This window comes from Nonomuraea sediminis, assembly GCF_018531495.1.
GTDB classification, from domain to species: Bacteria; Actinomycetota; Actinomycetes; order Streptosporangiales; family Streptosporangiaceae; genus Nonomuraea; species Nonomuraea sediminis.
The window spans coordinates 431,934-458,146 of record NZ_JAHDTI010000001.1 but is presented as its reverse complement, the minus strand read 5'-3'; the positions used below and the strand labels follow the sequence as shown (position 1 = coordinate 458,146).

Below are 26,213 nucleotides of genomic sequence, written 5' to 3'. Positions count from 1 at the left end.
CAGAACCCAAGGCCCGCGCCCAGTTGGAGAACCTCCAGCTGGGCGGGGCACAGATGTCGGCCGTCGGACCGGCCCTCTCCACCGCTGGGTGAGCCGCGCGGGAAGTCTTGCGGTCTACATGCCGTCGCCGTCCCAGCGGCCGCGGGAGCGGCTGCGGACAGGGAGGCTGGAGACGATCGGTGCCGGGATCGGATCGCCGGGCTTCCAGGAGCGTCCCTTGCCCCAGTTGTGCGAGTCACGCTCGTCCCGATGCTCCACGGAGGCCGGATCGGCGCCCCAGTCGAGGTCCGGGAGGTCGTGGGAGTGGCCGTGGTCGTCGTGGCCTCCCCCCAGGCGCGCGGCGTCCAGCGCCTTGGCGATGGCGATCAAGCTCTTGTCCGTGCCCCGGCCCGGCGGGAAGTAGTCGTGGTCGGTGGCGCCCTGCGACCGGGTGAAGTCCAGGGACGCCTGGAGCATCTCCAGGTGCTCCTCGGTACGCCGGGCGGAGCCGCGGCCCAGGTCGTGGGTGGACTGCGACCAGCGCATCCGCCCGCCCTCAGGCCCGTAGTTGATCGCCTCGCCGCCCCAGCGCACCCACTCGTTCTCGGTGTACCAGTTGAACAGCTCCCCGTCGGAACGCAGCAGCCAGGTCGCGCCGCCTTCCATCGAGGTGAAGTGGCCGTGCTTGACCCGGGCCGGGCGGAAGAAGTACGTGCCCAGGTCCAGGGTCCCGAAGTTGTACTCCATCAGTCCCTGAACCGTGTAGGCCTCCTCGTAGCACGGATGGTGCGCCAGGCGGTGATCGGCCCAGCCCTGTTGAGCGTGCACGAGCCTGGTGTAGAAGCCGGTCTCCGGGTCGACGTGCAGGTACTTGATGTACAGCCCCGGCATCGGACCCGGGTTCGGGACGGCGTCCCACGGCATGGCGTCGGAGTCGATCACGATGACGTCCTCGCGGGCGTCTGCCCAGCGCCGGGCGCCGGGATCGAACCCCGCGTCGCCGTACTCGCGATAGTGCAGCACCCTGGTGCCGGCGCTGAACTTCACCCAGTCCGCCGGGACGCCTTTCGGCAGGTAGAGGTAGCCGCCCTTGCCGATGGTCCGCCCGCCGTACGTCATCGTGCCGTCGAGCACGTAGAACTCGGTGGTCGCATGGTGCACCCCGGGTCCTCGGCCCCAGTCGGTGTGGAAGTCGATGCGAAGGGACGACGACCCGTCCTCCTCGTCCACGGAGAGCCGGCGCTCGCCGGCCCTGCCCTCCCCGCCGGCCAACTCGGCCGCGTGCCAGATGTAGTCGTCCTCGTGGATCACTTCAACGTGGGGACGCATGCCCCTCCTTCAACGAGCGTTTGAGGATCTTGCCTGCGGCGTTGCGTGGCAGCGTCGGGACGATCTCGACGTGCCGGGGGAGCTTGGGGCCGGCCAGAGCCGCGCGGCAGTGCCTGACCAGAGCCTCGGTGTCCACCGCGGCCCCCGGCAGCGCGACGACGAAGGCGGCGACCGTCTCGCCCCACCGGTCGTCGGGGAGGCCGACGACGGCGGCCTCGGCGACGCCTGGGAACCTGGCGATGACCTCTTCGACCTCGCGGGGAGCGATGTTGACGCCGCCCGATATGATCATGTCCTTCTTGCGGTCGACGATGTAGAGGTAGCCGTCCTCGTCCTGCCGGACGATGTCGCCGCTGGTGAGGAAGCCGTCCGGGGTGGTGCAGGCCGCGGTGGCCGCCGGATCGTCGAGATAGCCGTTCATCAGGTACGGCGAGCGGCTGAAGAGCTCGCCGCCGACGATCCTGATCTCCGTCATGAACCAGGGGGTGCCGACCGAGCCGAGTTTGCGGCGGGCGTCGGCGGGGCGGCAGTTCGCCACGATCCCCGCCTCGGTCGAACCGTACAGCTCATGCACGCCGGCCTGGGGGAAGCTCTCCATCACCCATTCCTTCAGCGGGCCGGGCAGCGCGGCGGCGTTGAAGTAGAGCGTGTCCAGCGATGACAGGTCGCGTGTCCCGAGCCCCGCCGCGCGCAGCATGTGGGCGTGCGTGGGGACGAGGAAGACCGACTGGGCCCGCTCGCGCTCGATCATCGCCAGCAACCGCTCGGGATCCCAGGAACGCAGCATGGCAACGGTGCCGCCGGTGAACACCGGCGCGTAGCCGAAGGCGAATCCGGCGCCGTGGTACATCGGCGCGACCGCGATCGACCTGCGCCCAGGGCCGAGGCCCCACTCCAGCGCCGCACCGTAGAACGTGAGCACGCGGGAACGGTGGCTGATCATCACACCCTTGGGGTTGCCGGTGGTCCCGGCCGTGTAGGCCACGCAGAACGGATCACGCTCGTCGACCGCCACCCGCGGATCGGCGGAGCCTGCCGCCGCCAGCGCTGCTTCGTACGATGGCGCGCCCCCGACTGCCAGGACGAAGTCCGGCAGGTCGACGCCCTCGACGGTGGCCGCGAGCGCGGCATCCATGATCAGGGCCCGGCTCCGGGAGTGTCCGAGCACGTAGACCGACTCGGCCGGTGTCATGCGCGGGTTGAGCGGCACCATGACCAGTCCGGCCTTGGACACGCCCGCCGCGATCTCGGGATACTCCATCCGGTTGCCGAGCAGCACGGCGACGCGATCACCCCGGCGTAACCCCGCGGCCAGCAAGGCGTTGGCCAGGCGGCTCGAGCGATCGTCCAGGCCACGGTAGGACAGCCGGCGGTCTCCGTCGATCACCGCGATCGCCTCGGGAGTCGCCCTCGCGAACTCGCGGATGCCGCCCGCGATGGAGAGCTGCATCGAGCCTCCGTTCCGCATAAAGAAACGCTATTTCAAAATCATGGCGCGCAAGGTCCTCTGTCGTCAACGGAAAGTCTGACGTTTTCGCATAGGATCGCTGCGTGAGCGTTCCCGCCTACCAGCATCTGGCCGCGGACCTGCGCGGTCGCATCATCGCGGGGGAGTTCCGCCCCGGTGATCGTCTCCCCGTCGAGCCCGAGCTGTCGGCCCGTTACGGGGTGAGCCGCAGCACGGTCAGGGAAGCGCTGCGTCTCCTGGCCAGCCAGAACCTGATCGTCACCACCCGGGGCGTGTCCGGTGGCAGCTTCGTCGCCGTTCCCAGCCCCGACCAGATCAGCGCCTATCTCAAGACCAGCCTCGGTCTGCTCGCCGTGGACGCCGAGGAGGCCGTCGACGGCCTCCTCGAGGTGCGCGACCTGCTGGAGGTGCCCGCCGCCGGGCTGGCCGCGCTCCGCCGTACGGAACAGGACCTGGAAGAGCTGCGGACCACCCTCTTCGATCCTGCGGAGCTGGCGGTCGAGGAGATGTACGAGCCGAACCGCGGCTTCCACCAGGTCCTGCTGCGCGCCTCGGGCAATCCGTTGCTCGAGATCGTCGCCCGGCCCGTCTTCCAGGTGCTGGAGGAGGGGCTCTTGAGGGAGAAGGCGCCCGCGGACTTCTGGACGCAGGTCGACCGGGACCATCGCGAGATCTTCGGCCACGTGTCCGCTCGTGATCAGGACGGGGCGCGCGAGGCCGCGCACGCCCACCTGACGCATCTCCGCTCGGCGTACATCGCGATGGCTCGCTGAACCCTGATCGTGCCTCGGTTGCTGGTCGTTCCATTTTCGGGAAAGATGTTCCAGACTGTACGGTATACCGCCCCTGCAGAGAGAGGGGTGCGGAGCGTAAATCGAACGCGCGCCCCGGGAAACGTGGTGGGATTTGCCTGACACCCGTACCAGGGGGTTTGCCGATGAGTAGGAACAGCACATGCCGATAGACACCTCCAAGCCGCTGCGCCGCCGGGCCTCCGAGGGCGCCAGTCAGACGGTCGCGACGGTAGAGCGGGCCGCCGACGTGCTCGTGCTGTTCGCCGAGCCTGACTCCAGGACTCTCGGTGTCACCGAGATCTCCGAGAAGCTGGAGATGTCCAAGGCGGCCGTTCATCGCATCCTGGCCTCGCTGCGGCTGCGCGGCCTCGTCGAGCTGGACGAGGAGACCCGGCGTTACTCGCTCGGCCTGACGGCGATGCGGCTGGGGCTGGCCTACCTCGACCGGCTCGACGTTCGCCGCCTGGCGGCGCCGACGCTGGTCACGCTGTCCCGGACCTTGTCCGAGACCGCCACGCTGTCGATCCGCACCGGCTACATGCGGGTGTACGTGGACCAGGTGACCCCCAGCCGCGAGGTGATCATGTCGGTCACGCTCGGCGTGCCCTACCCGCTGCACGCCGGCGCCTCCTCCAAGGCGTTCCTCGCGTATCTCACCGACGAGGAGATCGATGACTACTTCCGGACCGTCCCGCTCACACGCCTGACTGAACGCACCCTCGTTCACGAGGACGTCCTGCGCAAGGATCTGGCGGCGATCCGCCGCCGCGGCTACGCGAAGTCCAGCGCCGAGCGCCAGCCCGGCTCCGCCTCGGTCGCCGCGCCCGTCTTCGACCATCATGGGAGGCCTGCCGCGGTCATCAGCGTCTGTGGCCCGCTGGAGCGTTTCCGCGGTGAGGAGAAGCAGGCGGCAGAGGTCCTCGTGGAAGCGACGGCCCAGCTCTCGGCCCAGATGGGACACGTCCCGAGCTAGCCACGAACGGCGCCACTCCTGCCGCGAAGACGGCGAACGAGGGCGGGTCATCAGGATCCCGAACATGTGCGTCCTTTGGCATCGCCTTGTTTTGTGACACTGTGTCGTGAAACAGTGTTCCGAACGATTCGGGGGACCGGCTCGCCCAGGGAGGCCATCGATGCCCCGCACACTTCGCAGATGGACCGTCGCTCTCGTCACCGCTCTGGCCGTGGTGGCGGGTCCGGCCGCCGCCGCGAACGCCAAGCCCGAGCTGACCGCGAGTCAGAGCAGCGACCTGACCGCCGGAACCGAGATCACGGTGACCGGGACCGGGTTCACCCCCAAGACCGCGCTCTTCCTGGCGGTCTGCGACACGAAGCAGCCGCCCGGCAAGGCGTGCGACACCGGCAACTTCGCCAGGGCGACAACCGACGGGGACGGCAAGCTGGAGGTCAAGATCAAGCCGGTCGCGACCTTCGGCGCCACCGACTGCACGGCCACCACGTGCGCGTTGATGACCAACGACCCCGCCAACCCGCGCGACACGCACAACTTCGCCCAGCTCGCCATCACCTTCGCGGCGGCCCCGGCCTCGCCGGGCTCTCCGGCTGCCCAGCAGCCCGCCGCCTCGCCTGTGGTGGCTCCGGCTGCCGCCGATGACGGCGGCTCGAACACGCTGCCGCTCATCGGGGTGGGGATCGTGGTCGTGCTGCTGGTCGTGGTGGCGATCGTCCTGGTCCGGCGCCGCCGTACCGCCTGATCGGTGACCGGCGAGGGCGGGCCGGGACGACCGGCCCGCCATCAGACGTCGGCCGCATGGGATATCTCCTGGTCACGCAGGCAGGCGCTGTGCCTGCCCGCGTGACCGGCGAGCTCGACCAGCGCAGGCACCTCATCCCGGCAGGCGGCGGTCGCATGCGGGCAGCGCGGATGGAAGGCACAGCCGGGCGGGGGATGGACGGAGGAGGGAACCTCACCGGGAACGGCGATGAGCTGCCTCCGTGTGGGATCGGGGACGGGGACCGCGGCCAGCAGCGTGCGGGTGTAGGGGTGACGCGGAGAGCCGAAGACCTCCGCCGCCGGGCCGTGCTCGACGATCCTGCCCAGATACATCACGGCGACGCGGGTGGCGAGGTGGCGGGCGATGTCGAGCTCGTGAGTGATGAGCAGGTAGCCCACATCCAGGGATTCGCGCAGGTCGAGGAGCAGATTGACGACGGTCGCCGTCACGCCGACGTCCAGGCTGGCAGTCGGTTCGTCCAGCACGATGGCGCGAGGCCGGGCGGCGAGCGCGCGGGCGATGGTGACGCGCTGAAGCTCACCGCCGCTGATCCCCGCGGGACGGCGGCGCGCGTAGTCCGCGGGCAGTCCGACCTGCTCCAGGAGCTCAGCCACCCGTCGGGAACGTTCACCCTTGGTCGCGCAGAGCTTGTGAGCGAGGAGCGGCAGGCCGACCGAATGGCCGATCGTCTTGCGCGGGTTCAGTGCCGACCAGGGGTTCTGGGACACGAACTGCACCGCGCGGCGTGCGGTACGGCTCAGGGCAGGGGTGGACGGTTCGCCGGAAATCCGCACGCTTCCCGTGGTCGGCGTGAGCAGCCCGACGGCAAGGCGGGCAAGGGTCGATTTGCCGCACCCGGACTCGCCCACCACGGCCAGGGTCTGGCCCGCGTCCAGCCGGAGTGAGACGTCTTCGACCGCGTGCACGACCCGGCGCCGGGCCAGGGGGTAGCGGTGGGTGACGTGGTCGAGCTCGATGAGCGGCGTCATGGCGAGTCCTCCGTGTGGTGGCACCGGACGTCGAGGACGGGCTGCGGATCCTGTTCGGCGCACACGTCCATCGCGACGGGACAGCGCGGCGCGAACGGGCAGCCTTGCCGGGCGACGGGGCCGGGGGTGAGCCTGCCCAGGCGCGATCCGGTGGGCGCGCGTCCCGGAAGCGCGGAGAGCAACGCCTGGGTGTAGGGATGGCGCGGGGAGGCGAAGATCTGCTCGACGCTGCCCGTTTCCACCAGGCGCCCGCCGTACATCACCCCAACGCGGTCGCAGACCTGCGCCACCACGGCCAGGTCGTGGGTGACGTAGAGGATGCCCAGGCCGAGCCGGTCGCGCAGATCGAGTATCAGCCGGAGCACCTGGGCCTGGACGGTGGGGTCCAGGGTGGTGGTCGGCTCGTCGGCGATGAGCAGATCGGGCTGCCTGGCCAGCGCGGCGATGAGGATGAGCAGGCGCTGGAGCTGGCCCCCCGAGAAGCGATGGGGGTAGTCGCGGGGCCGGTCCAGTACGGCGCGCAGCCCTGTCCGGGCCAGCAGGTCGGGCAGGTCGGCGTCCGAGGCGTGCCAGCGCAGCTGACGGAGCACGGGGGTGACCGGGCTGAGCGAGGTCATGGGTCGTTGCGGGATGACACCGATGCGGGTGGCCCGCAGCCGGCGCATCTCCTGGTCGGTGAGACCCGTCAACTCCTGGTCGCCGAGCCGTACGGCTCGCGCCGCCATCCGGGCCCCCGCGGGCAGGACGCGGGTGAGAGCCGCGCACACGCTGCTCTTGCCGCTGCCCGACTCGCCCACCAGGCCGAGGATCTCGCCACGGCGCAGTGTGAAGGAGACATCGTGCACGGCCCGCACGCCTGGATAGTCCACGTGCAGGCCGGTGACGGTGAGCAGGTCGCTCATCCCGTTCCCCGCAGGGGCCGGAGGGACGTGGTACCCAGGCGGCTGATGCGCATCCGGGCCGGGCTGAGCGGGGTGACGCTCGTTCGCTGGCCGACGATCATCTTGGGGTAGACCGGCGGGAACATCACCGCGTCCTGGGCCAGCCGGGCGTTGACCTTGGTGAGGAGCCGATCGCGTTCGGCCTGGTCGTCGGTGGCCCAGATGCGTTCGATGGCGGCGTCCACGGCCTCGTTGTGGTAACCGCAGGCCAGGACGCTCGTGGACAGGGCCGGGGAGAGCGTCAGGTAGTTGGCGTCGCCGCTGGTGAACCCGCTGGAGTAACGGTTCATGATCATCTGGTATTTGCCGGAGATCCAGCGCTGCGCCCAGGGGCCGCCCTGCAGCACCTCGAGCTTGACGGCGATACCGGCGCGCTGCCAGCCCTGTACGAGGATCTGGGCGATGTCCTCCATGGTCTGCCCGGCGCTGATGGTGAGGGTGAAGGAGGGGTCGTCCACGCCTTTCAGCAGTTCGCGGGCCTCCGCCAGGTCCGGAGCGGCGCGAAAGACCCGCAGGCCGGGGTCGTAACCGCGTTCGGCGGGCCCGATGGGGCCTTGACCGATGGTGGCGGCTCCGCCGTACACCTTGTCGTTGACGGCCTTCCGGTCGGTGGCCAGGGCCACCGCGTGCCGGAAGTTCTCGTTGTCGAACGGGGGATCGCCGACCTTGACGTAGGAGAGAAGGTCGATGGGGGCGTCCACACGATGCACGATGACCTGGGACTGGCCTTGGAGCAGGGGCAGGGAGGCGACCGGAAGTTCGGTGGCCAGGTCGATGCTGCCGGCGCGCAGGTTGACCGCGCGGGTGGAGCCGTCGGGGATGATCTGGAAGTCCAGCCGCGGGTAGGCGGGCTTGGGGCCGTGGTAGGCGGGGTAGGCGCTCATGGCGTAGCCGAGCCCGGCCGTCACCTTGTCGAGCCGGTAGGGGCCGGTGCCCATCATCGCGTCCTTGCGGTCGGCGTAGTCCCTGTGGGTGATCGGCAGGTTGGTCAGGTGGGAGCGGAGCAGGCCGTACGGCTTGTTGAGCTTGATCTCCACCGTGCTCGGGTCGACGGCGCGCGCGCCGGCGAAGTAGCCGAGGAAGTAGACGACCCACTCGCTGCCGCTGGCGAAGGCGGCGACGTGGTTGAGCGAGGCGACGACGTGCTGGGCGGTGAAGGGATCTCCGTTGTGGAAGGTCACTCCGGGCTTCAGCCGGATGGTCCAGGTGAGCCCGTCCGGCGCGATCGCGGGTGCCTCGGCGGCCAGCAGCGGCACCGGGCGCAGGTCGGCGCCGTAGTCGTAGAGGGTCTCCATCACCGGCTCGGCGATCCACCGGGTGACCTCGCTGCCGGAGTCGAGCGGGTTGAGGTTGCCGGGGCCGGCGGGGATGCCGATGCGCAGCCTGCCGTCGGCCGCGCCTGAGTTCGTGGAGGAGCACGCGGCCAGCGGGAGCGCGCCCAGCGTGGCCAGCAGGCGACGCCTGGACCAGGCGGTTGAGGTCATCGAGTCTCCTTCGGTGCGCGTCCGCCGAGGCGATCGGAGAGGGTGTCGCCGATCAGGTTGAAGCCGAGGATCCCGGCGAGCATGACCGCGCCGGGCAGGACGGAGTACCACCAGATGCCGGCCGGCAGGTAGCCGGTACCGCCGCCGGTGAGGTTGCCCAGAGTGGCCTGGGGGAGCTGGATGCCGAGCCCCAGGAAGCCGAGCCCGCCTTCGGCGAAGATGGCCAGCGCCATGGCCAGGAAGGCCTGGACGGCCATGGCCGGGGCGATGTTGGGGAGCAGCTCGCCCAGGATCACCCGGGTGCGGCGGACACCGATGACCTGGAGCGCGGGCACGTAGTCCTGGCCCATTTCGACGAGCGTGGCCGCTCTGGCGACGCGTGCGAAATAGGGAATGAAGGCGACGCCCAACAGCAACACGACCTTGGTGGTCATGGTGATGGGGATCTGACCCAGGTGGACGGTGCCGGTGCCGCTCAGGCCGATGACGAACATGGCCAGGACGAACATCGGTAGCGCCTGGATGATCTCCAGGCCGCGCATGATCAGGTCGTCGAGAAACGAGCCGCGCAGATACCCGGCCAGGATGCCCAGCGGCAGGGCCAGAAGCAGGCCCAGCGCCACCGCGGCCAGGCTCACCAGTAGCGAGACTTGCGTCCCGTCCACGGTGCGGGCCAGGAGATCTCTGCCGAGCTGATCGGTGCCGAACGGGTGGGCCAGGCTAGGGCCGGCCAGCACCTCTGCTCCGGTCGCGTTCGGGTTGCCGGCCAGCAACGGCCCAAGGATGGCCAGCAGGCAGAACAGCGCGGCGCAGCCGGCACCGAACCAGGTCAGCCTCACCGCAGGACCCCCTCACGCACTCTGGGGTCGATGGCGAGCTGGGCCAGGTCCACCAGCAGGTTCGTCACCAGGTACAGCAGGGCCACAGCCAGGCAGCAGCCGACGGCGACGGGATAGTCCTGGCGGCGGAAGGAGTCGACCATGAGCTGCCCGATGCCCGGCACGCCGAACACGTTCTCCACCAGGACGGCCCCGCTGACCAGCATCCCGAGCATCAGCCCCATGACCGTGACGACCGGCACGGCCGCGTTGCGCAGGGCGATCCTCCTGACGAGCTCGCCCCGGGGCTGGCCGATGGCCCTGGCGAACGAGACGTAGTCGCGCTCGAGCACCTCCAGCAGCGAGGCCCGCGATGTCCGGGCGACGACGGCGAACGCGGGCAGGCCGAGGACGAACGCGGGCAGCACCAGGCTGCTGAGGTGGGCGACCAGCCCCTCGCTGAGCGGGACATAGCCGTCGGCAGGGAACACGCCCACGACGTAGACCCCGAACACCAGCACACAGACCAGCCCGAGCCAGAAGCTGGGCACGGACATCGCGACCACGCTGATGACCCGGACGAAGCCGTCGATCAACGAGCCATGGCGTAATGCGGCCATCGCCCCCGCGAGGATTCCCAGCAGCATCCACACTCCCGCCGCGAGCAGGCCCAGCTCCAGGGAGACCGGCAACCGCTCCCCGACCAGGGCGCCGACCGGCTGGTCGGAGAAGATCGAGTTCCCCAGGTCGCCGGTGAACAGCCTGCCCAGGTAGCGGACGTACTGCTCAGGGATGGAGGCGTCCAGCCCGAGCCGTGCCGCCACCGCGGCACGTCCCTCCTCGCTGTAGCTGTAACCGAGCAGGGTGTAGAGCGGGCTGCCCGGGGACAACCGCAGGAGGATGAAGACCAGCGAGACCACCACGAAGACCGTGGTCAGCAGGGCGATCAGGCGCCGGAGGAGGTAGGAGGTCAAATGGACCACTCTCCAAGGCTGTTCCTATACTCGGAATGCCGTATATAGAGATGGAATCCTAGGTGTCGGACCGTGGGCCGCCATCGTCCGAACGATGTATTGCGTGCCTCTTGAAGGAGGTCCAGCTGGTCTCGTTGGGGGCTGACCACTTCTCGGGGGCGTACGCGTACAGCGTGCACGGCACGTTGCCGACGGCGGGATCGTCGAGGTCCGCTGCGCGGGCGAAGAACTGGAAGAGCTCCATCGCCCGGTAGGTGGCATCGCCCGAGCTGGCCGGGAACTCCGAGGGCGGCAGGGGAGAGGGGTAGGCGAGCAGGACGTCGGTGTTGATGACCACGTCATCCCCGATGCGGGTCGTGGGAGCCGTCAGCTTGGCGGGCCAGCGCTGATTGACCGGGTCGTTCCACACGTGCAGGACCTCCACGTGCTCGCTCGAGTACCGGTTGTCCCAGCCGCTCAGGATCTCCCGGGAGACGGGGTCCAGGTAGAAGGTCCGGACTAGATCCACAGCGTCCTCCTTTTTGTGACAATGTGTCGTTAAATCGTTGACGACGGTACGCTGCTTGATGACACTGTGTCGTGAAACTCGATTCCGATGCAATGCCCGGGAGGGTGGAACATGGCAGAGACCTTCGCCGACGAGCTGCGGACGGTCACCTGGAGTGACCACGAGGGGGCCGAACACACGGCCTACCTGGAGGCATTGATGAAGGGGCAGGTCTCCAGGGCCGGTTACGCCGAGATGGTGGCCCAGCACTACTACGCCTATGTCGCCCTGGAAGAGGCCGGTCGGGCGCTCGCCGACGACCCCGTGGCCAAGCCGTTCATCCGTCCTGAGCTGGAGCGGGTATCCGCGCTGGAGCGCGACCTGGAGGCCCTGTACGGCGAGAACTGGCGCGAGGAGATCGCGCCGTCCAGGCCGACCCTCACCTATGTCGCCCGGATCAACCAGATCGCCGACTGGCCGGGAGGGTTCATCGCCCACCACTACACCCGCTACCTGGGCGACCTGTCCGGCGGCCAGGTCATCCGCAAGATCGCCGAGCGTGCGTACGGCTTCGAGGACGAGGGCGGCGTCAGCTTCTATCTGTTTCCCGGCATCCCTGACCTCAAGGCGTTCAAGATCGAGTACCGGGAGCAGCTCAACGCCCTGAACCTGGACGAGGTGCAGCGCAGGCGCATCATCGGCGAGACCCTGCTGGCCTACCAGCTCAACACCGAGGTCCTCGTCGAGATCGGCAAGCGGCTGCCCGAGTACCTGGTCGCATGAGCTTTCCCGTTCCGGTGCGATCCCTCGGGCGGCCGCGCCTGCTGGCCGGTCCCCTCGCCGGCGGGCCCGAGCCGACCGGTGAGCAGGTCGTGGAGATCGCGGCGGCGGCGGGTATCCGAGGCCGGGGCGGGGCGGGCTTCCCCCTGGCGGTGAAGCTCCGCTCGGTGACGTCGGGGTTCGTGATCGGCAACGGCGAGGAGGGCGAGCCCGCCTCGGTCAAGGACCGGTACCTTCTTCGCGAACGTCCCGAACTGGTGATCAGGGGTCTGGAACTGGCTGCTCGCGCGGTCCAGGCCGAGCGCGCGTTCCTCTGTCTCAGCGATCCGGTCGCGGTTTCGCGCCTGCGCGAGCTCGCACCCGAGGCCGTCGACGTGGTGCGGGTGCCGGCCGCCTACGTGGCCGGGGAGGAGACAGCCGTCGTCCGTGCCGTCGGCGGAGGTCCTGCGCTCCCGGCGGCCAAGCCGCCCCGCCCGTGGGAATCGGGCCTCGACGGCAGGCCCACGCTGGTCAGCAACGTTGAGACGCTGGCGCAGCTGGCGCTCGCCGTACATCTCGGTCCGGAGGAATATCGCGCGGCCGGGACCGAGGACTCACCGGGCACCTTCCTGGTGACGCTCTCCGGCGCCGGCCGCGGTCCGGTCCTCTACGAGATCCCGTACGGCACGCCGTTCGGCGATCTGGCCGCGTTCCATCTGGGCTCCACGACAGGGGTGACCGGCGTCGTGGCGGGCGGGCTCGCCGGTGGCCTGCTTCCCGCGTCCGCGCTCGCGCTGCCACTGACGCACGCGGCCTTCGCCGATGCGGGAAGCGTGCTGGGGTGTGGCGCCTTCGTGCTCCTGGCCGGAGAGTGCCCGGTCGGGGTGGCCGCCGGCATCGCACGTTTCCTCGATGAGGAGAACGCCGGCCAGTGCGGGTCATGCGTCAAGGGCAGCGCGGGTGTCGCCGATGTCCTGATCCGGCTCACGGAAGGGGCGGCCGCCGGCGAGGACGTCGAGCGGCTGGAGCGTTGGGGAGAAGGCCTGGCGGGGCGGGGCAACTGCGCCACGCCCGACGCGGTCTCCGCCCTCGTCGGCTCGCTCTTCCGGCACCACAGGGAACGGGTGTGGACGCACGTGAACTCCGGATGCCTCGCGTGCGCTCCTCATGACTTCCGCATTCGACTTGAGGAGAATCCATGAAAGTGGCGATCGACGCCGCGGTCTGCGATGGCAAGGGCTACTGCAAGCGTTTCGCCCCCGAGGTGTTCGCCATGGACGAGTGGGGCTACGGCAAGGTCCTCGTCGAGGAGGTCCCGCCGGAGCAGGAGGCCAACGCCCAGGCGGCCGTCGAAGCCTGCCCGCTCCAGGCCATCAGGACGGTGTGAACGAGGGCTGCCCTGGTCGGGGCAGCCCCCGGAGCGCTCAGCCGAAAGTCTCGCCCAGTTCGACGGTGATGGCGGCATTGCCGTTGAAAGCCTGGTTGCCTTCGGCTACCAGCGTGGGGATGTCGTCCTCGGCGACCGGGATCGCGTTCATCCTGGCGTGGTATTCACCGACGAACGCGTGGGTGTCGTCGATCTGCGCGAAGTCGTAGAACGCGGTGCCCTCGCTTTCGCTCAGGCCGTACGTGGTCGCGAGCATCTTGCCCAGAGTGGCGCCGCCGTGCAGGTAACCGGCGTAGCGGATCCAATGGTGGGGGACCAGGCCCAACGGCCACTCGTCGCGCACCCTGTTCAGCCGTGCGACGTAGGCGTCGGTGGCCGGTGAGGTCTCCAAGGCCTGACGCCAGTCGCGGCCGTAGAAGTGGGCGAGGTCTCGTTCGATCGCCTCGGTCCGGTGGAGCTGCGGCAGGTGGAGCACGCCCACCCTGGGGTCGTCCCGCAGGGCTTCGGTGGCCTTCTCAAGCGCCGTGTAGACGGCGTGGAAGCGCACCAGCCAGAGACGGTAGGCCTCCTGGGACAGCTTGCCTTGGAAGAGAGCGAGCATGTACGGCGTGTTCTCGGCGGCGCGATGAGCCTCCGTCGTTCCCTGGTACAGCAGCTTGGACAGGGCTTCCATGCGTCCTCCTCGACTTTTATGACGATATGCCATAAAGATAGTGACATGATGTCGCAAAAACAATGGAACGGCATTCCGCAGGGCTCGCTTGGTGCTGCCGGATCGCCCAGGTGCGAAGATGCTGAGGTGCCCCGAATCTCCGCCGCGAACCTCAGTGAGCACCGTGCCCAGACGCTGGAACGCATCTTCGAGGCGATCTCCCAGCTGTCGCGCGACCGGCCCATCGACGACATCTCCATGACCGACGTCGCCGCGGCGGCGGGGGTGGCGCGCACTGTCCTGTACAACTACTTCCCGGACAAGGCGGCGCTGCTGCTGGCCTTCAGCGAGCGGGTGACGGAGTACTTCGCCGACCTGTTCGAGCGTGAGCTGCCCGCGCAGGCGAGCGCGTCGGAGCGGCTCGTCGCCTTCATCAGGCTCCAGCTCGAAGGCCTCCTGGCGCATCCGCACCCGGGCGCCGCCGAGATGACCGCCGCCCTGGGGCCGGATGCCTATCACGCGCTCGCCGGCCATGTCGCGCCGATGCAGCGGATACTCGCCGAGATCATCACCGACGGCGTGAGCTCCGGGGAGTTCCGGACAGTCGAGTCCGAAGCCGCGGCGCGCAGCATCATGGCGGTCATCGGCGCCGAGCGCATCCCTCTCATTCGCGGTGAGGTGACGGCGGAGCAGGCCCGCGAGACCGTCACGGCCTTCGTCCAGAACGCCTTGCGCAAGAACAGGTGATTGCGAGGCCCGGCGGGGGAGCCCCCGGGCGCGAGCGCCCGGCTTGTACAGCGCGTCGCCCGGGGACATGCTCCGCCCGCCGTTCATCTGGGCGGTAGCCCAACACCGAGCTCGGTGGCCACGGCATCGGCCGCACCATGCACGAGGGAGGGCGCTTAAGTCGCCCTGTCAACCGATGCCGGCCCGATCGAACGGTGGCCGCTCGAGCCGCTGACCTGTAGTTCGACCAGTGCGTAAGACGAAATGGGGCGGCTGCCCGCGGTTCCCCACCTGTCGGCGACGCCAGAACCAGTACGGCTTGCCGAGATCAACCTCGGGTAGCCTGACCACACTAGATCAACTTTACCCGTCCAAAACGGGGCAAGCCCGTTGCCGTCGATGTGTGGAGGTGACACCGGTGTTGGACTACGGCCTTGACCTGTCCGGTGTGGAGCGCGACCTTGCTCTGCCCGACTTGGTGGCTGAAGGGGATGAGCTCGACGCGCTGGTATCAGCGCAGGCCGACTGGTCGAAGCCTACGCCTGCAGCGGGGTGGACGATCGCCCACCAGATCGCTCATCTTGCTGCAGCTGATGCGAACGTTCTCATCGCCATACGGACTCCGGAGGCGTTCGACGCTGTGCTGAAGCAGGCGGAAGCCGCAGGCAGCCAATACGCTGATCTCGACGCCGCCGCGGGGGCAGCCAAACCGCGATCGGTGCTGCTGGAACAATGGCGCGCCGGTCGCGCCGAGGTGGCGGCGGAGCTACGTGACCTTCCGCTGGACCAGGGGTTTCCGTGGTACGGCTCGCAGTTGACCGCGGCGCTCATGGTGCCGCTTCGACTGATGGAAACGTGGGCTCACGGGCAGGACGTTTTCGATGCGGTGGGCGTCTCACACCGTCCGACGGGTCGGCTCCAGCAGGTGGCCTCGTTGGGAGTGATAGGACGAGCGCTGTCGTTCTACGCCGCCCAATTGCCTACTCCGGCAGAGCCGTTCCGTGTCGAGCTGACTGGTCCCGACGGCCAATCCTGGGCATGGGGCCCAGAAGATGCCATGCAACGGGTTCAGGGCAGTGCCCTCGACTTCTGCCTTCGAGTCACTCAACGCAGGTCCCGAGCCGAGACCGACCTCACGGCAGTCGGCGAGGACGCGGACAAGTGGCTTGACATCGCTCGCGTCTTCCTCTGAAGAGGCATATAGCGATCCGCCGGCCGCTGTCCGGACCTCACCTCGATCCCGCTGGAGGGCGTCGAGCCGAGTCACGTCGTGCCGGCGACCCCTGGGTCTCCTGGTCGGAAAAGCCTTGAAGCGCGGGCGGGCCGCCGTCCGGACGCCCTGGGCGACGCAGTCCGCGGACGCTCCGCTGCGCCATCGCCCCGGCTCCGCCTCTAACGGGCCGGGGCAGTGGAGGCACGCCGTCGGCGGACGCGCCGCTGCGCGAGGAGCACGCCTGGCTACCGTCCTCGCCCCGCGTCTCCCGCTGGCGGTTCCCGCGACCCTGGATCGTCACCACCTGGGTGCCGACCGCGCCCGTAAGGCGCGGCGCGGAGGCGGCCTGAGAGGGCTCTGTCGTGAGCGCCACGGTCAGCGCGGTTGGCGCAGTCCTGCGAGCAGGAGCGCGACCAGCCGGCGCGCGTCGTAGCCGGGGTCGCTGTCCGCGCCGATGCAGAGATTCCCGATGCCGCGCATGAGCTCGTAGGCCTCCAGGTCGGCGTGGATCTCGCCGGCGGCCGCCGCGGCCTGGAGCAGTTGGGCGCATACAGGCACGAGACGGTCCACGAAGTAGGTGTGCAGGGCGTCGAACTGGGCGTTGTCCGACCTCAGCGCGGCGGCGAGCCCGTGCTTGGTGACCAGGAAGTCCACGAAGAGGTTGGTCCATCGCTCCAGTGCCGCGTGCGGGGTCGCGCTGGTCGCCAGCAGGGCAGGACCGGCCTCGGCGCAGGCTTCGACCTGGTGCCGGTACACGGCGATGATGAGGTCCGCTCGCGTCGGGAAGTGACGGTAGATCGTGGCGGTCCCCACGCCGGCCTTGGCCGCGATGTCGCGTATCGGCGCTTCCATGCCCGACGCGACGAAGACCGCGGCGGCCGCGTCGAGCAGAGTCTCCTCATTGCGCCGGGCGTCGGCTCGCCTGGGCCTGCCCGCGCGCCCGGCGCCCGGTTCGCTGTCGTTCACGGCGACGTTTACCTCCACCATCGACATTGATAAACGGGACAATGTCCCGTATCGTCAAACGGGACAGCGTCCCGCTTGTTCATGGTGCCAGATCAACTGCCCGACCACCAGGCCGCGCCATGTCGCCATGCCGTTCCACCCCACCGAATCGAACGAAGGTGCATCCATGTCCCCCTCGAGCCTTGCCGGCCCGCCGAAGTCCGCCGACTCGCCCGCGACGGTGGTATCCGCGCAACCGGTCGTGCTGTCCGCCCCGGACCGCGGGCAGGATCTGCAGGTCCGGGTGTCCGCGCCCGCCACCGGCGACAACCTGCCCATCATCGTCTTCTCGCACGGCTTCGGCTGGTCGATGAACGGCTACGCCCCGCTGGCCGACTACTGGGCCGCCCACGGCTTCGCGGTCCTGCAGCCCACCCACCTCGACTCACGTACGCTCGGCCTGCCTGCCGACGACCCCAGGACGCCGCGGATCTGGCGCATCCGTATCGAGGACCTCACACGCGTGCTGGACGGACTCGACGTCCTGGAAGCCGCCGTGCCCGGCCTGGCCGGGCGCCTGGACCGCGGTCGCGTCGCGGTGGCAGGCCACTCCTGGGGAGCCCAGACGGCGAGCACCCTGCTGGGCGCGCGCGTCCTGGACTCCGACGGCAATCCCGGCGAGGACCTGTCCGACCCCCGCGTCAAGGCGGGTGTGCTGCTTGCCCTGACCGGCCTGGGCGACGACCTGACCCCGTTCGCCGCCGAGCACTTCCCGTTCATGCGGCCGTCCTTCGACACCATGACCACCCCGGCTCTCATCGTCGCCGGGGACAACGACCTGTCCCACCTGTCCACCCGCGGACCGGACTGGTTCACCGACCCCTACACCCACAGCCCCGCGAACAAGAGCCTGCTCACGCTGTTCGGGGCCGAGCACTCGCTCGGCGGCATCCCCGGCTACGAGGTCGCCGAGACGACCGACGAGAGTCCCGCACGCGTCGCGCTGATCCAGCACCTCACCTCCGCCTTCCTGCGCAGCGCCCTCCACCCCGACGACACCAGCTGGAAGGCGGCGGTCACCGCGCTGGAGGAAGACCCCAACCCGCTGGGCAGCCTGCACAGCAAGTAGGGCGGGGCTCACCAGGCCCCGCCGCGCGGTGCGGGCGGTGACGGTGTACGGCACAGCCAAGCGCACCCGGAACCCCTGCGCCTGTGCTGCGAGGCGCAGCACAGCCAAGGCCCCTGCGGCAGTGCTGCGAGGCGCGCCGCCCTGCCCAGGCCAGGCCATCTGGCGGCGAGTCAGCCGGGATGGGCGGTGCGGTAAAGAGTGGCTGCGCGCTCCGCTTCCGGACGACGTTTCTTGAAAGCGGCCTGAACGCGGGGATCTTTGCGAGGCAGCCGCCTGTGATCCGTACCGATGATCGCCCCGGGTATCTCGTACTCGTACAGGGCTTCGTCGCAGGCGTCGCTCGCCGTAACATTCGGTCTTCTCAGGAAATCATTGACGGGCTTGTAGCTTTTGCCGAGCTCTCGTACGGCGTAGTCGATCTGCGCGTCCATATTGAAGAGCACGGAGGCGCCCAGTGCGGTATCCGAGAGCTTGTGAGTGAACAGTCCCCTGCGTCGGTCGCGCTCGGACCAATGCGCAAGGCCGACTCCTGAAAGCTTCGGTCCGACACCTGCCGCCTCGTTGCGGTTCATGATGGCGTCAGCCGTGTGTTCGACTACTTCGCCACTCCAGTTCGCCGCCCGCATCGGAGACTGCTCTTTGGCGCCCTCGATGTTTGACGGGATCACGTAAGATTCGATCACGAAGTTTCCGACGAGTCCAGCCGCTCCATTCACCGGGTACCCGTAATGGCGCACCAACTTCTCCATCACATAAAGCATGCGCTGGTATCGAGGGATGTCCTCCCACTGAACGACCAGGTTCCAGTTGACGACGTCATCGAAGTGACCGTCTCGAAAACCGCCGGGCAGAGCGGTCCAGTGGTCCGATATCTTCTGAGGTCCGACGGCGGAGTCCGCACCGATGTCGTAGCGGACGTATTGGTCGTTCTTGAAGAAGTAGGCGATGCCGTTGCCCCAGTTGACGACGGCGTCCAGGTCGTTGTGGAAGCCGTTGGGCAGAGCGGTCCAGTGGTCCGATATCTTCTGAGGTCCGACGGCGGAGTCCGCACCGATGTCGTAGCGGACATATTGGTCGTTCTTGAAGAAGTAGGCGTAGCCGTTGCCCCAGTTGACGACGGCGTCCAGGTCGTTGTGGAAGCCGTTGGGCAGGGCGGTCCAGTGGTCTGCTGTTTTTTGGGGTCCGACGGTGGTGTCTGTGCGGATGTCGTAGCGGACGTATTGGTCGTCCTTGAAGAAGTAGGCGATGCCGTTGCCCCAGTTGACCACCGCGTCCAGGTCGTTCTGGAAGCCGGAAGGAAGCCGCTTCCAGCCGGACGAGATCGGTATGATCTTCAGTTGACCCGCGGCATCCGATTCCAGGTCGTACCCGACGTAATCGCTGCCGCGAAAAAAGTAGACCCGCCCATTCATGGGGAGGGAAGGCTGACGCTGAAAAGCGTAGTCGCCGACGTTGTCGCTGCCGTGCTCGACATGCACTGTAAGCGTTTCTCCGGAAACCTGCCATTGAGCCTTCTGCGGTTGGCGCTCGCTGGAGCAGTCGCCCGCGACCTTCCAGCCGAGGTGGGTTCCCTTGTCGATGTTCCACATCACCTCCCCGACATTGTGCGGGCACTGCTGAAGTGTGATCGCCTGGTGGATGGTCCCGACGAGGCCGTCAGCTCCACGGCTCACCCCCACGACTCCTCCGCCGCTGTACCTCCAGAAGCCGAGAATCGATTCCGCTGCCGGTTGCGTCATGGGGTCACTCCCGCATGTGATTACCGATGAACAACCTTCAGTCTCCGTTGATGACCGGTAAGGAAAGGACGGACTTCCTCCCCGTGGCGCGCAAAGACATCGCCTAGCGGCGCGGTGGGCGGATGCCGCGGTGTTCCCAGGCGCCGCCGAGGGCGGTGGAGAGGACCTCCTCCGAGGCGGTCGGCTGGGCGCCGTAGTCCGGGGGGACGGGGGTGGGGCCTTCGACGATGTGGTTGGTGAGGGTGCCGAGGCCTTCGACTTCCACCTGCACCAGGTCGCCCGGCTGGACGGGGCGGGAGTTGGCGAGGGTGCCCGACAGCAGGACGTCGCCCGGATGGAGAGTGATGGTGCGGGCGATGTCGGCGACCAGGTAGTGCATGTCCCAGGTCATCTCGTCCGTCGAGCCGTCCTGGGCCACGGTCCCGTTGACGTACGTCCTGATGCGTTTGCCGTGGAAGTCCCAGTCGTCGACCAGGCCGGGGCCCAGCGGGCACAGCGTGTCGGAGCCCTTGACCCGCAGCATCGACCCGGCGTCCGTGTCGCGGAAGTCGTGCAGGCCGAAGTCGTTGGCGATCGTGTACCCGGCGATGTACGCGCCCGCCTGCGTGGGCGTGATGCCGCGGGCCGTACGGCCGACGACGATCGCCACCTCGCCCTCGTAGTTGAGGTAGGAGCACCCTGCCGGGCGCACCACCGCGCCCCCGTGGGTGTTCAGCGAGGACGTGGGTTTGTGGAAGTACGTGGGCGCGGCTGGCAGCCGGGCCTGGAACTCCGCAACCCGGCTGCGGTGGTTCAGGTGCACTGCGATGATCTTGGTGGGTTCGCAGGGCGGCAGGTGCACGGCCTCGTCCGCGGCCACCGTACGTCCGTCGCCGCTGACGAGCACGTCCCCGTCGCGCCGCACCCGGGTGACGGCGCCGTCGAGCAGGATCCTGCGGTACTCAGGCATGGGTCTCCTTCGGCGCGGGGAAGCCGCCGCCAGGGCGGTCGAACCACAGGTGGGCCTGCCCGGTCCCGACGGAGTTCTCGTAGGACCCGAACAGTCGCCCGCGCGCCGTGCACGACTCCTCGCCCAGCGCCCCCAGCATCATGAGGTAGTGCCCGAAACCCGCCTCCGGGCGGTATTTCATGAACTCCGGCATGGTGGCCAGCACCCTGGCGTGGTCCCCGGCCTCCAGCCAGGCGATCCGCTCCAGGTCGGCCGCGCGGGCCTCCGGCGTGCGGACGTGCGCGGGGTCGGAGGACTCGTGCGCGCGCAGCTGACGCAGCGGCCAGAACGTGTGCGACATCGCCCCCGAGGCGATCAGCAGCACCCGCCGGTCGCTGTCGCGGATCGCCTCCCCGAGCGCCCGCCCCAGCCGCAGGTGGTCCTCCGCGTCGCCCGTCTGGCACACCCCGATCGACAGCCACGGCCGTTCCGGCACGCCCAGGTAGGTCCACAGGTTGACCGTCGCGTAGTGGACCGGCAGGTAGGGATCGTCGATCGCGGTGATCCAGGTCCCGTGCCGCTCGGCCCGCGCCTCGATCATCCGCGCCAGCCCGGGATCGCCGGGAAAGTCGTACGGCATGCGGCACATCCCGCGCGGCAACTCGTCGGAGGTGAACAGCCCGGCCCTGCGCGGCTGCGCGGCCACCACGAACTCGACCGTCGTGGCCCAGTGCGAGTCCAGCACGACCACCGTGTCATAGGAGCCGTCGTCGAACACCTCGGCCCGCAGCTGCCGCAGCCCGGTGACCAGGCTGATCTCCCGGCCCTCGTTCAGCTCCCGCCGGGTCTGCTCGGGCAGCACGATCGTGGGCACATGGGCCAGCAGGCCCGCCCCGGCTACCTCGCCCATGGCGCGCTCACGGTGTTCTTGACGTCGCAGTAGAAGTCGAAGCTCCAGTCGCCGCCCTCGCGGCCGACCCCCGACCTGCGGGCGCCGCCGAAGGGCGCCCGCAGGTCGCGGACGAAGAAGCAGTTCACCCAGACCGTGCCCGCCACCAGGCGGGCGGAGACGCGCCGGGCTCGCGCGGGGGAGCCGGTGACCAGGGTGGCGGCCAGGCCGTAGTCGGTGGAGTTGGCCATCGCGACCGCCTCCTCCTCGTCGGCGAACGTCTGCAGGGTCAGCACAGGACCGAAGACCTCCTCGGTGAGGATCTCGCTGCCCGGCTTGGCGCCGGTCAGCAGCGTCGGTTGGTAGTAGAGGCCGCCGAGGTCCCGGTTGGGGCCGCCGCCGAGCACGGGGGAGGCGCCTTCCGCGACGGCACGCCGTACGAAGCCGTCGATCTTGCCGAACTGGCGGGGATGGATCTGCGGGCCGAGGTCGGTGTCCAGGTCGCGCGGGTCGCCCTGGCGCAGCGCGGACGCCCTGGCCAGGAAGCGCTCCAGGAAGTCGGCGGCGACGGACTCCTCGACCAGGAGGCGGACGGCGGCCAGGCACACCTGCCCGGCGTTGTCGTACTGCTCCACGGCCAGGTCGGCGGCCAGGTCCAGGTCGCTGTCGGCGAACACCAGCAGCGGCGACTTGCCGCCCAGCTCGAGCGACAGCGGCGTCAGGTTGGGCGCGGCCGAGGCGGCGATGGTCCTGGCCGTGGCGACCGAGCCGGTGAAGCTGATCCTGCGCACCTCCGGATGCCCGGTCAGCGGCGGGCCGACCTCGGCGCCGTAGCCCTGGACGACGTTGAAGACCCCGTCCGGCAGTCCCGCCTCGGCCGTGATGTCCGCCAGCAGCGAGGCGGTCAGCGGGCTCCACTCGGCGGGCTTGAGCACGACCGTGTTCCCCGCCGCCAGGGCCGGCGCGATCTTCCACGTCGCCAGCATCAGCGGCGCGTTCCACGGAGTGACCAGTACGGCGACGCCGGCCGGATCCCAGCTGACGTGGTTGGCGTGCCCCCGGGTGTCGAAGTCGTCGCGGCCCAGCCCGAGCAGCCAGTCGGCGAAGAAGCGGAAGTTGTGCGCCACCCTCGGCATGACGCCGCGCAGGTGCGAGCGCAGCAGCGCGCCGTTGTCGGTGGTCTCCACCATGGCCAGTTCCTCGGTGCGGCGCTCGACCCCGTCGGAGATGGCGTGCAGCAGCCGGGCCCGTTCATCGCGCGAGGTCCGCGCCCAGGCGGGGAACGCCCCGGCCGCGGCCCTGACCGCCAGCGCCGCCTCGTCCTGGCCGCCCCTGGCCACGTGGGCGAGCACGCTGCCGTCGATGGGGGAGTGGTCCTCGAAGCGTTCGGCGGAGGGCACGCGCTCGCCGCCTATCCAGTGGTCGACGTTCATGATCCCTCCGCTCCGCTGGTGCCCGACTCGAGCAGCGCGCCGCCGTTCCACGTCACGCCGACCTGCCGGTAGTAGCCGCCGATGACCTCCTCGACGGCCAGCGCCGCCAGCTCCTCCGTGGGCGCCTCGAACAGCTCGAGCGTGGCCTCGCCCGTCCAGGCCTGCCCGCCCTCGAACGACTCCGCGCCGCTGGAGATCAGCTCGTCCAGCGCCAGCCCCCCGCCGGTGACGATCGACGGCAGCCAGCGGTGGTGGGCCATCGGGTGGGCGTTGACGAACCCGTTGTGCGGGCTCGGGCCGCTCAGCCGTACGACCGCCTGGGCCAGGCGCCGGTCGGCGGCGGCCAGCGTGGCGCCCAGCGCGCCGCCCGCGGCCAGGCGGGGCGCGGCCTGGCCGTAGGGGTGCGGGCGGGTCAGGTGGATCGAGCCGAGCTTCTTCGGATAGCCCTGGTGCAGGCCGCGCACCAGCGCGAAGTCCTTGTCCACCCAGATGTAGACGCACCTGGAGTACACGCGGTCCCGGTAGGAGCAGCGGACCACGACGAAGCACTCCTTGTACTGCGCCCGCACCGGGTCCAGGAGCTCCTCGCGCGAGTCGGAGCAGGACTGCCAGTCGGCCCAGATGATCGCGACCGCGCCGGGATCGTCAGGGGCCAAACCGAGTGGCGGCGGCAGCAGCTCGGCGACCCTGGCGGGATCGGTCCTGTACTCGACGGTGAGCAGGTCGCCCGAGTAATGCCACGGTGGCGGGGGGATCAGCGACGCGCGGCCCGTCGCCGACTTCGGGGTGAAGAAACCGTGCACAACCTCTCCAATTCGTTTGGATCCTTACGATATGCGGAGGGGGTTGTCCGCGGCTATATGCCTGCGTAATGTTTGTGGCCAAATGAGAGGAGATGCCGGTGAGCGCGGACACGGTCGAGCGCCTGCGGCAGGCGGGTGTGGACGTCGTGAGGATCTGCTACCCCGACCTCATCGGCGTCGAACGCGGCAAGGACGTGCTGCTCGACTCCCTTCCCGAGGTGGCCGAGCACGGGCTGTCGTTCTGCCAGGCGGCCTACTACACCTCACCCCAGGCGGACGTGGTCCCGGTGCCCGGCGGCCTCGACCGCGGGCTTCCGGACATCACGATAAAACCGGACCTGGCCACCGTGAAGGTGCTTCCGTGGGAGCCGGGTGTCGCGCACTGCCTGGGCGAGGCCTACCTGCCCGACGGGCGGCCGTTCCTGGAGGAGCCCAGGGCCGTGCTCAAGGCCGCCATCGCCCGGCTGGCCGAGCTGGGGCTGGCCGGGGTGGTCGGGCCCGAGCTGGAGTACTTCCTGCTGGAGCCCGACGGCACCCGTTACGACGGCGGGCCGGGCAACGCCTACATCGTCGGCAACAAGGGTGACAGGTCCGGGCACCTGCTGCGGACCATGCGGGCGCTGAAATGGCTCGGCGTCACGATGGGCAACCACGAGTTCAGCCCCGGCCAGTTCGAGATCAACCTGCGCCACGGCGAGCCGCTGGACGCCGCCGACCGCGCGTTCCGGCTCAAGACCGCCGTCAAGGAGCTGGCCAGGGCCGACGGGCTGAACGCCACGTTCATGGCCAGGCCCTTCAACGACGAGGGCGGCTCCGGTTTCCACGTCCACCTGTCGTGCGCCGGCTCCGACGGGGCCAACGCGTTCGCCGACGCGGCCGCGCCGTACCAGCTGTCGGAGCAGGCCATGCACGCCATCGGCGGGGTGATCGCGCACGCGCCCGCGCTGGCTGCGCTGCTCAACCCCACGATCAACTCCTACAAGCGGTTCGGCCCCGACAGCCTTGCCCCCTGGCTGAACGACTGGGGGCTGGACAACCGCAGCGCGATGCTGCGCATCCCGCCCGAGCGAGGAGAGGCGACCCGGCTCGAGGTACGGCTCGGCGACGCCTCGGCCAATCCCTACCTCGGCATCGCGGGCCTGCTCGCGGCCGTCTACCTGGGCATCAGGGACAAGAACGAGCCGCCGGAGCCTCTCGACGGCTATGGCTACGACCCGGCCAGGGCGGCGGTGCTGCCGATGTCGCTGCCCGCCGCGCTCGACGCCTTCGAGGCCGACACCGAGCTGACCGAGGTGCTGGGCAAGGAGTTCACCGCGGCGTTCGTGGCCTACAAGCGGGATGAGGTGCAGCGCTTCTCCAGGTACGTCACCGATTGGGAGTTCCGTGAGTACGCCTACCATCTGTGACCTGTCCGACCCCGCGAACTTCCTGGACGGCGTCACGCCGTGGCGGACCTTCGACGCGCTGCGCGCCGAGCACCCGCTGCACTGGCAGGACGAGGGCGATCACGGCAGCGGCTTCTGGTCGGTCACCCGGCACGCCGACATCGTGGCCGTGGCGAGCGACCCGGAGACGTTCACCTCGGAGCAGTTCACGAACCTGGAGGAGGTGGACGCGCGGCAGGCGGAGATCCGGCGCTCGATGCTGGAGACTGACGGCCGGCGCCACCTCGCGCTGCGCCGCCTGCTGCAGCGCGACTTCACCCCCAAGGCCGTGGCCGGTTACGAGATCTTCCTCCGCGGCCTGGCCGCCCTCACCGTCGATAAGCTGAAAAATAAGGACAAATTCGACTTCGTGCGCGAGGTCGCGGCCGACTTCCCGATCAACGTGCTGGCCCGGATGCTCGACGCCCCCGACACCCAGCAACTGATCGACTGGGGCAACCAGATCATCGAGAACACCGACCCCTCGCGGCTCGCCGAGTCGGAGATATTCCGGGATCTGCCCTTCCGCAGCCCCGCCTCGCTCGAGGTCTTCGAGTACGGCAGGCGGCTGGCGAAGCAGCGGCGCGGCGGCGACGGCACCGACCTGGTCAGCAAGCTGGTCAACCAGACCCCGCTCGACGGGATCCCGCTGGCGGAGCGCGACTTCGACAACTACTTCCTACTCCTGGTCGTGGCGGGCAACGAGACGACCAGGCACGCCGTATCGCACGCCATGCTGGCCCTCATCGACCACCCCGACCAGGCCGACCTCCTGCGAAGGGACCCGTCACTGATGCCGACGGCGGTGGAGGAGTTCCTACGCTGGGCCTCGCCCGTCTACCACTTCCGCCGCACCGCCACCCGCGACGTCGCCATGCACGGCAGGACCATCAGGCGTGGCGACAAGGTGGTCATGTGGTTCGCCTCGGGCAACAGGGACGAGCGCGTCTTCCCCGACCCCTATCGGTTCGACGTGACGCGCCCGCGCAACGACCACCTGGCCTTCGGCAAGGGCGGGCCGCACTACTGCCTCGGCGCCTCCCTGGCCAAGCTGGAGCTGCGGGTCCTGTTCGAGGAACTGCTGCCGCGGGTGCCGGGGATCGAGCTGTCCGGCGAGGTCAGCCGGGTCCGCTCGAACTTTGTCAACGGCATCAAAGAGCTCCCGTGCAGGACACCCGCCGGCTAGC

General features: G+C 69.2%; 26 protein-coding genes. 11 read left to right on the top strand and 15 right to left on the bottom strand.

What is annotated here, in order from left to right; translation table 11 throughout:
* Positions 1–114 precede the first annotated feature (114 nt).
* Positions 115–1,308 carry a DUF4437 domain-containing protein gene (locus tag KIK09_RS02065; RefSeq protein WP_214316874.1) on the bottom strand — a complete coding sequence of 398 codons (1,194 nt, stop codon included), beginning with the start codon at positions 1,306–1,308 and terminating at the stop codon, positions 115–117.
* Positions 1,292–2,758, bottom strand: coding sequence for a class I adenylate-forming enzyme family protein (locus KIK09_RS02060; protein ID WP_214316873.1), 1,467 nt, complete (start codon positions 2,756–2,758; stop codon positions 1,292–1,294). Before KIK09_RS02060 ends, KIK09_RS02065 begins: the two co-directional genes overlap by 17 nt.
* A 101-nt stretch (positions 2,759–2,859) precedes the next feature.
* Here KIK09_RS02060 and KIK09_RS02055 point away from each other — a divergent pair, with 101 nt between their 5' ends.
* The 3 genes from KIK09_RS02055 to KIK09_RS02045 all read left to right on the top strand — a co-directional run bounded on the left by KIK09_RS02055 (position 2,860) and on the right by KIK09_RS02045 (position 5,285).
* On the top strand, positions 2,860–3,549 hold the full coding sequence (locus KIK09_RS02055) for a FadR/GntR family transcriptional regulator (protein WP_214316872.1): 690 nt from the start codon (positions 2,860–2,862) through the stop codon (positions 3,547–3,549).
* Between the two features lie 181 nt (positions 3,550–3,730).
* Complete coding sequence (locus KIK09_RS02050; RefSeq protein WP_214316871.1) at positions 3,731–4,543, top strand: IclR family transcriptional regulator; 813 nt, start codon at positions 3,731–3,733, stop codon at positions 4,541–4,543.
* A gap of 160 nt (positions 4,544–4,703) precedes the next feature.
* Positions 4,704–5,285: a neocarzinostatin apoprotein domain-containing protein gene (locus tag KIK09_RS02045; protein WP_214316870.1), complete on the top strand. Its 582-nt coding sequence runs from the start codon at positions 4,704–4,706 to the stop codon at positions 5,283–5,285.
* A 41-nt stretch (positions 5,286–5,326) separates the two neighbouring features.
* Here the strand turns inward: KIK09_RS02045 and KIK09_RS02040 are convergent, their stop codons facing one another.
* The 6 genes from KIK09_RS02040 to KIK09_RS02015 are packed head-to-tail and all read right to left on the bottom strand — an operon-like array spanning position 5,327 to position 11,020.
* Complete coding sequence (locus KIK09_RS02040) at positions 5,327–6,295, bottom strand: oligopeptide/dipeptide ABC transporter ATP-binding protein (protein ID WP_214316869.1); 969 nt, start codon at positions 6,293–6,295, stop codon at positions 5,327–5,329.
* Positions 6,292–7,197 (bottom strand): ABC transporter ATP-binding protein, encoded by a 906-nt coding sequence (locus KIK09_RS02035; RefSeq protein WP_214316868.1) that lies wholly within the window; start codon positions 7,195–7,197, stop codon positions 6,292–6,294. The genes KIK09_RS02040 and KIK09_RS02035 overlap by 4 nt, the downstream gene beginning before the upstream one ends.
* Positions 7,194–8,720 carry an ABC transporter substrate-binding protein gene (locus tag KIK09_RS02030; RefSeq protein ID WP_214316867.1) on the bottom strand — a complete coding sequence of 509 codons (1,527 nt, stop codon included), beginning with the start codon at positions 8,718–8,720 and terminating at the stop codon, positions 7,194–7,196. Before KIK09_RS02030 ends, KIK09_RS02035 begins: the two co-directional genes overlap by 4 nt.
* Positions 8,717–9,559 carry an ABC transporter permease gene (locus KIK09_RS02025; protein ID WP_214316866.1) on the bottom strand — a complete coding sequence of 281 codons (843 nt, stop codon included), beginning with the start codon at positions 9,557–9,559 and terminating at the stop codon, positions 8,717–8,719. The genes KIK09_RS02030 and KIK09_RS02025 overlap by 4 nt, the downstream gene beginning before the upstream one ends.
* Positions 9,556–10,512 (bottom strand): ABC transporter permease, encoded by a 957-nt coding sequence (locus KIK09_RS02020; RefSeq protein WP_214316865.1) that lies wholly within the window; start codon positions 10,510–10,512, stop codon positions 9,556–9,558. Before KIK09_RS02020 ends, KIK09_RS02025 begins: the two co-directional genes overlap by 4 nt.
* 58 nt (positions 10,513–10,570) lie before the next feature.
* The gene (locus KIK09_RS02015; RefSeq protein ID WP_214316864.1) at positions 10,571–11,020 is read right to left on the bottom strand and encodes a DUF1838 family protein; all 450 of its coding nucleotides are present in this window, start codon (positions 11,018–11,020) and stop codon (positions 10,571–10,573) included.
* A gap of 111 nt (positions 11,021–11,131) precedes the next feature.
* On the opposite strand from KIK09_RS02015, the gene KIK09_RS02010 reads away from it, so the two are divergent.
* Genes KIK09_RS02010 through KIK09_RS02000 form a run of 3 tightly spaced genes read left to right on the top strand, consistent with a single transcriptional unit; the run spans position 11,132 to position 13,145 of the window.
* Positions 11,132–11,782: a biliverdin-producing heme oxygenase gene (locus KIK09_RS02010; protein WP_214316863.1), complete on the top strand. Its 651-nt coding sequence runs from the start codon at positions 11,132–11,134 to the stop codon at positions 11,780–11,782.
* Positions 11,779–12,960 carry an NADH-ubiquinone oxidoreductase-F iron-sulfur binding region domain-containing protein gene (locus KIK09_RS02005; protein ID WP_214316862.1) on the top strand — a complete coding sequence of 394 codons (1,182 nt, stop codon included), beginning with the start codon at positions 11,779–11,781 and terminating at the stop codon, positions 12,958–12,960. The genes KIK09_RS02010 and KIK09_RS02005 overlap by 4 nt, the downstream gene beginning before the upstream one ends.
* Positions 12,957–13,145, top strand: coding sequence for a ferredoxin (locus tag KIK09_RS02000; protein WP_214316861.1), 189 nt, complete (start codon positions 12,957–12,959; stop codon positions 13,143–13,145). The genes KIK09_RS02005 and KIK09_RS02000 overlap by 4 nt, the downstream gene beginning before the upstream one ends.
* A gap of 37 nt (positions 13,146–13,182) precedes the next feature.
* Here the strand turns inward: KIK09_RS02000 and KIK09_RS01995 are convergent, their stop codons facing one another.
* A complete protein-coding gene (locus tag KIK09_RS01995) occupies positions 13,183–13,818 on the bottom strand; it encodes a biliverdin-producing heme oxygenase (protein ID WP_214316860.1) in 636 nt (211 codons plus the stop codon).
* A gap of 126 nt (positions 13,819–13,944) precedes the next feature.
* Between KIK09_RS01995 and KIK09_RS01990 the strand changes: the two genes are divergently transcribed.
* Together KIK09_RS01990 and KIK09_RS01985 are read left to right on the top strand one after the other, a co-directional pair.
* Positions 13,945–14,544 carry a TetR/AcrR family transcriptional regulator gene (locus tag KIK09_RS01990; protein WP_214316859.1) on the top strand — a complete coding sequence of 200 codons (600 nt, stop codon included), beginning with the start codon at positions 13,945–13,947 and terminating at the stop codon, positions 14,542–14,544.
* Between the two features lie 397 nt (positions 14,545–14,941).
* On the top strand, positions 14,942–15,715 hold the full coding sequence (locus tag KIK09_RS01985; RefSeq protein WP_308163889.1) for a TIGR03084 family metal-binding protein: 774 nt from the start codon (positions 14,942–14,944) through the stop codon (positions 15,713–15,715).
* A gap of 396 nt (positions 15,716–16,111) precedes the next feature.
* Here the strand turns inward: KIK09_RS01985 and KIK09_RS01980 are convergent, their stop codons facing one another.
* On the bottom strand, positions 16,112–16,723 hold the full coding sequence (locus KIK09_RS01980) for a TetR/AcrR family transcriptional regulator (protein ID WP_214316858.1): 612 nt from the start codon (positions 16,721–16,723) through the stop codon (positions 16,112–16,114).
* A gap of 145 nt (positions 16,724–16,868) precedes the next feature.
* Between KIK09_RS01980 and KIK09_RS01975 the strand changes: the two genes are divergently transcribed.
* Positions 16,869–17,810 carry an alpha/beta hydrolase family protein gene (locus tag KIK09_RS01975; RefSeq protein ID WP_214316857.1) on the top strand — a complete coding sequence of 314 codons (942 nt, stop codon included), beginning with the start codon at positions 16,869–16,871 and terminating at the stop codon, positions 17,808–17,810.
* Positions 17,811–17,980: 170 nt separating this feature from the next.
* Here KIK09_RS01975 and KIK09_RS01970 read toward each other — a convergent pair whose 3' ends face one another.
* The 5 genes from KIK09_RS01970 to KIK09_RS01950 all read right to left on the bottom strand — a co-directional run bounded on the left by KIK09_RS01970 (position 17,981) and on the right by KIK09_RS01950 (position 23,602).
* The gene (locus KIK09_RS01970) at positions 17,981–19,549 is read right to left on the bottom strand and encodes a phage tail tip lysozyme (protein ID WP_214316856.1); all 1,569 of its coding nucleotides are present in this window, start codon (positions 19,547–19,549) and stop codon (positions 17,981–17,983) included.
* Positions 19,550–19,652: 103 nt separating this feature from the next.
* A complete protein-coding gene (locus KIK09_RS01965) occupies positions 19,653–20,498 on the bottom strand; it encodes a fumarylacetoacetate hydrolase family protein (protein WP_214316855.1) in 846 nt (281 codons plus the stop codon).
* Positions 20,491–21,387, bottom strand: coding sequence for a 3,4-dihydroxyphenylacetate 2,3-dioxygenase (locus KIK09_RS01960; RefSeq protein WP_214316854.1), 897 nt, complete (start codon positions 21,385–21,387; stop codon positions 20,491–20,493). The genes KIK09_RS01965 and KIK09_RS01960 overlap by 8 nt, the downstream gene beginning before the upstream one ends.
* A complete protein-coding gene (locus KIK09_RS01955) occupies positions 21,375–22,799 on the bottom strand; it encodes an aldehyde dehydrogenase (RefSeq protein ID WP_214316853.1) in 1,425 nt (474 codons plus the stop codon). Before KIK09_RS01955 ends, KIK09_RS01960 begins: the two co-directional genes overlap by 13 nt.
* Complete coding sequence (locus KIK09_RS01950) at positions 22,796–23,602, bottom strand: acetoacetate decarboxylase family protein (protein WP_214316852.1); 807 nt, start codon at positions 23,600–23,602, stop codon at positions 22,796–22,798. Before KIK09_RS01950 ends, KIK09_RS01955 begins: the two co-directional genes overlap by 4 nt.
* A gap of 98 nt (positions 23,603–23,700) precedes the next feature.
* On the opposite strand from KIK09_RS01950, the gene KIK09_RS01945 reads away from it, so the two are divergent.
* Both KIK09_RS01945 and KIK09_RS01940 read left to right on the top strand, forming a co-directional pair.
* Positions 23,701–25,008 carry a glutamine synthetase family protein gene (locus KIK09_RS01945; protein WP_214316851.1) on the top strand — a complete coding sequence of 436 codons (1,308 nt, stop codon included), beginning with the start codon at positions 23,701–23,703 and terminating at the stop codon, positions 25,006–25,008.
* The gene (locus tag KIK09_RS01940) at positions 24,986–26,212 is read left to right on the top strand and encodes a cytochrome P450 (RefSeq protein ID WP_308163888.1); all 1,227 of its coding nucleotides are present in this window, start codon (positions 24,986–24,988) and stop codon (positions 26,210–26,212) included. Before KIK09_RS01945 ends, KIK09_RS01940 begins: the two co-directional genes overlap by 23 nt.
* Position 26,213 lies beyond the last annotated feature (1 nt).